The organism is Frankia sp. CcWB3, assembly GCF_977927595.1.
In genome coordinates, this window is record NZ_CDWRCK010000298.1 from 1 (window position 1) to 4,620 (window position 4,620).

Genomic DNA, 4,620 nt, shown 5'->3' on the forward strand with positions numbered 1-4,620 from the left:
TTAACTTCGAAGACCCGGCATAACCAGGGATTCTGGCCGGCAGGAATACTCCTCGCCGCGTTCGAGCGGGCCACCGGGGACGCCTGAGAACGGGAACCGTCCACGCGGAAGGTCCGCGTGGACGGCCGGTGGTCGGCGGGTTGTCAGCTCAGGGTCTTGTGGTAGACCTGCTGAAACGGTACAATGCCACCCGTGTACTCTGGCACCAGATTGTCGGCCGAGGACTGGAACACGACCTGGGAGCCGTCAGTGCTGATCGTGGGAAACTGCGCCGAATAGTTGATGCTGGCACCGTCACTGTTGGTGGAGACGAGGGCCAGCGAACCGGTGTCCAGGCGCTTGACGAAGATGTCGCTGATGGCACCGGGCACCCCGGGCGATACATCTGTTGCATAGAACGCGCTGAAGACCACGGTGGTGCCGTCCTGGGAGATCCACGGCGCCGTCGCCGTTCGGTCGAACTGCCTGCCGTCCTGATCGGTCGACACGCGGGTCAGCTTGCCGGTCACGAGGTCCTTGAGGAAGATGTCGGTGAGCCCGTTGGTGTCGTCCGGCACGAGGTTCGTGGCCGGGGAGGAGAACGCCACTTTCGTCCCGTCGCCGGAGATCCGCGCCAGCGATGCGAAGTTGTCGTCACCCCACACACCGTCGGCTGTGACGGTGGCCGGCACGGTCTGCCCCGTGGTCAGGTCACGCACGAAGATGTCGCCGCTGCCGTTGACGTCACCAGCGACGAGGTCCGATGCGTAGGACAGGAATGACAGCCGGGTGCCGTCCGCGGACAGGCTGCTGACCACGCTCGAGCCGTTCCCGTCGGTGCCGGTTCCCGTCACCGACGCGAGCGTCGTCGTCCCCGTCGCCACGTTGTACACGAAGATCTGGTATGGCGCGCTGCTCGTCCGTGCGCTGAACGACACGGTCGAACCGTCCGCCGACACACTGGGCTGGAGGGCGCCGACGTGGCTGGAGAGCAGACCGGTCGGCGCGGAGACCAGGGTGACGTCCCCCGTGCGGTTGTCGCGGACGAACACGTCCTGCACACCGGTCTGGCCCGGCTGGCCTGGCACCAGTTCGCTGGAAAATGAGGTGAAGGCCGCGATCGACCCGTCGGCCGAAAGCGCCACCCCGCCGCTCGATGAACCCTCGACCTGCGTGAACGTCGTGGTCGCCCGTCGCCCCTTGCCGGTCACGGTCTTGGCGACGGAGATCCGGGTCGTCGTCTGCGTGGTCAGGTCCCGCAGGAAGACGTCCCAGTCGCCGTTGGTGTCACCGGCCACCAGGCCGGACGCGGCCGACTCGAAGATGACGTACCGGCCGTCGGCGGAAACCTGCGAACCAGGAAAGTCCACCCGTGTGCTGTCGCTGGCGCCGCCCGTGCCACCCAGGGTTACCGACACCAGTTCTACCGGGCCCAGGTCGGTCGTGAACGACCCGGCGGCGTGTGCCGGCGTCGCCGCGACAGTGGCGAGAGCGGTCCCCACCGCGACTGCCGCGGTACCGGCCGCGAAACGGGAACGGATGGATGCGCGGTTTGTTTTGTGCATTTCTACCTCCTTCTCGGTCGGACATGACACTAATCCAAAAAAGAGATCGAGAGTGTGCGGAAAATCTTACAGAGTAATAATCGATAAGGCCGTTCCGTCATCGTCCGCGGAAGCGTGGAGAACCTTACGAGGTGGAGGCCGTCGGCGGGTTCGGGAATAGCAGCTGGGATGCAGAGAAGCCGTACTGAACACCGGCAACGCAAAACGGCCACCGCGTGATCCTCATCGAGTTCTGCCGGGAGCCCGGGTGAGGAGGAATACGCGGTGGCCGCAGCGGCGTACTGTGCTGAGACGACGATGGTGAGATATCGGCGGATCGGAGCCTGGTTTCCTTTCTCTGTCAGCTTCTCCTTACGGCACCAGAACGATCTTGCCGGTCGTGCGTCGCTCTTCGAGTTCCCGGTGTGCCTCAGCCACCTTCTCCAGGGGATAGGTTCCACTGACGGTCACGGTGATCTCATCCCGGATGGCGAGGTCGAACAGCTCGGCGAGCCCCTCCCGCAGGGTGTGCGTGCTCAGCAGCGGGGCGAGCGCGAAGCCCGTCACGGACTGATTCTTGAAAATGAGGCCGAGTAGCTCTGGTACGCCGAGCTGGAACTCCTGGATGTTGAGTGCCCCGTATATGACGAGTTCACCCAGCGGGGCGAGCGCGTCGAGACTCGCGGTCGTCACCGCGCCGCCGACCGATTCATAAATGATATCGGGACCGTTTCCGTCGCTCGCCGCGCGCGCCTGCTCAACCCAGTCGGGTCGGGTGTAGTCGACTCCTGCGTCAGCGCCGAGCGAACGGGCTGTGTCGAGCTTCTCGGCGGTACTCGCGGCGGCGATCACGCTCCTTGCCCCCGCGTGCTTGGCGAGTTGGACGAGAAGCGTGCCGACCCCACCGGCGGCGGCGCTGACCAGCACCGCCTTGCCCTTCGGCGGTGCTGGTCAGGTGCAGGGCAGTGAGTCCCTGGACCATCAACGCCGTCGCATCCTCGAACGGTAGTTCCGGTGGAAGCGGGGCGACGAAGTCGGCGCTGATCAGGACATGGTCCGTGTAACCCCCGAATGACACGCCCGCGGCAAACAGCGGCGCGGCGACGCGGGCACCGATCCCGAGCCCGCCGACACCGGCCCCGATGGCTTCGACGGTGCCGGCAACCTCCATGCCGAGGACGGCAGGAAGATCGGGTGTCACCGCATACCGGTTCTCACGCATGAGGACCTCGGCGAAGTTGACGCCGGCCGCATGGACTCGGACGAGTACCTGACCGGGACCCGGCGCCGGAGTGGGAGTCTCGACGATCTCGAAGACCTCGGATCCGCCGAAACGGTGTATCTGGACAGCTTTCACGGTGTGTATACCTCGCTTACCCGGAATGCGTTGTTGTCTGGCCGCGGCTCCACGGTGGGATGCGCGCTCATCCGTGGTCGCGTATGTAGCGGACCAACCCGACGACGTCGTCAGGGACCAGGCGTCCGATGGCGCCGCTGGAGTAGACAGCTGTGATCACGCTGCCATTGGGGGCCAGGACGAAACCGGTTGACTGGAGGTACCGCCGCGGGTCGCCGGAGGATTCATCATTGATGTAGGCATCCGTCGCCTCGGCTATCCCGTCGACGTCGGCACTGTGACCGACGGGAAAATCGATGCGATGCTTGTCGACGAGTCTGCGGCCGCTCTCCTCGTCGTCGACGGACAGCGCGGCGACCCGGACATCGAGATCCGTGAGAGCGTCGCCCGCCCGCTGGAACGCCGCGAGTTGTGCGTTGCAGTACGGGCACCACGATCCGCGATAGATCAGGACGACGCCGAAGTGGCCGGCCAGGTCCTCTGGCAGGCAGAGGGACCCTCCGCCGACCTTGGGAACCTGGACCTTCGGGAAGAGCTGGCCGTTGTCGAGCCGATTCATGATTGTTGCTCCCTCGCGCTGTCGCGTCGGGCGGTGTTGCCACTTTGAGTAGTGGACTGTCTGGTCCAGCGTACGGAGCTAGAATTGAACTCACAAGTCCAGTTTCGGTTAGCCTTACCGTCCGTGAGATCCATGAAGCCTGTGCCGATACTGACCCCTCGGGGTGCTGCGACCAGAGCCCGCATCGTGGCGGCCGCGGCCGAGCTGGTGCGCGAGCGCGGGGCGGCCGGCACGAGTCTGGACGATGTGATGGCTGTCACCGGGACCAGCAAGTCGCAGCTGTACCACTACTTCGCCAACAAGGACGACCTGATCCGGGCGGTGATACGGCAACAGGCGCAGCAGGTTGTCCAGGCCCAGCGCCCGGAGCTGGACTCCCTGGACTCCCTGGCCGCCCTGGGGCACTGGCGAGACAAGATCATCGAGATACGGGCCGCGGTCGATCACACCGGCGGATGCCCGCTCGGGTCCCTGGCCAACGAGCTCGCCGATGGCGATCCGCGGACCCGTGGCGTCCTGCAGAGCTGCTTCACCGAATGGGAGTCCCCGCTGCTTGCCGGACTCACCGCGATGCGCGAGCGGGGAAGTCTTCGATCGGAAGCGGATCCGGCCGCGCTCGCCGAAGCCATCATGGCCGCACTGCAGGGCGGTCTGCTGCTGAGCAAGACTTATCGCACCGATCGCCCGCTCGTTCGAGCATTGGACATGGCCATCGACCATGTCCGCAGATACTCCTGCGATGATGAGACGTGATCTCGGGAATCGGTATTTCGGCTGGTCGCACGCAGTCGCGGGCCGTGCCAGGTGGCGTCCGCGGCCCAACCCTCCACGCAGGTGATCAGTGATCGGCAGCCACGACTCGTGGTGAGAGTGTAGGACACCCCGAACATACGGACGATCACGGTGGCGATCCGGGTCAGGGTCCAGCGATGGTCACCCTGATTCTCGTTTTGAGATCAGGCCCGCCGCGCGGCCGGGCTACGCGCGCCCGTGGGACGGCTGCGCTCGCTGGGCGCGTTGCTGCAGGTCAAGCACGGTGTTGGCCCTTGGGCGTCTTACAGGCGAGGTGCGCGGTGCGCGTGCGGGCGAGCAGGTCCGTCAGGGCCGGGGTGAGGTTGGGGGCTAGGGCGGCCGGTTCGACCAGCCGTCGGGCGGGGGCGGGAAGATCGGCGAGGTCGGCC

General features: G+C 65.8%; 3 protein-coding genes and 1 pseudogene. 1 reads left to right on the plus strand and 3 read right to left on the minus strand.

Annotation, left to right across the window (positions count from 1 at the left end):
* Positions 1 to 143: 143 nt before the first annotated feature.
* The 3 genes and pseudogenes from ACY5KJ_RS17850 to ACY5KJ_RS17860 all read right to left on the minus strand — a co-directional run bounded on the left by ACY5KJ_RS17850 (position 144) and on the right by ACY5KJ_RS17860 (position 3,439).
* Positions 144 to 1,544 carry a TolB family protein gene (locus tag ACY5KJ_RS17850; protein ID WP_462203902.1) on the minus strand — a complete coding sequence of 467 codons (1,401 nt, stop codon included), beginning with the start codon at positions 1,542 to 1,544 and terminating at the stop codon, positions 144 to 146.
* A 351-nt stretch (positions 1,545 to 1,895) separates the two neighbouring features.
* Positions 1,896 to 2,880, minus strand: a pseudogene (locus ACY5KJ_RS17855) (quinone oxidoreductase family protein).
* A 67-nt stretch (positions 2,881 to 2,947) separates the two neighbouring features.
* Entirely contained in the window at positions 2,948 to 3,439 is a 492-nt protein-coding gene (locus tag ACY5KJ_RS17860) for a redoxin domain-containing protein (RefSeq protein WP_462203903.1), read from the minus strand.
* A 132-nt stretch (positions 3,440 to 3,571) separates the two neighbouring features.
* Here ACY5KJ_RS17860 and ACY5KJ_RS17865 point away from each other — a divergent pair, with 132 nt between their 5' ends.
* Positions 3,572 to 4,192, plus strand: a complete 621-nt coding sequence (locus ACY5KJ_RS17865) for a TetR/AcrR family transcriptional regulator (protein ID WP_462188170.1) — start codon at positions 3,572 to 3,574, stop codon at positions 4,190 to 4,192.
* The last annotated feature ends 428 nt before the right edge of the window (positions 4,193 to 4,620 follow it).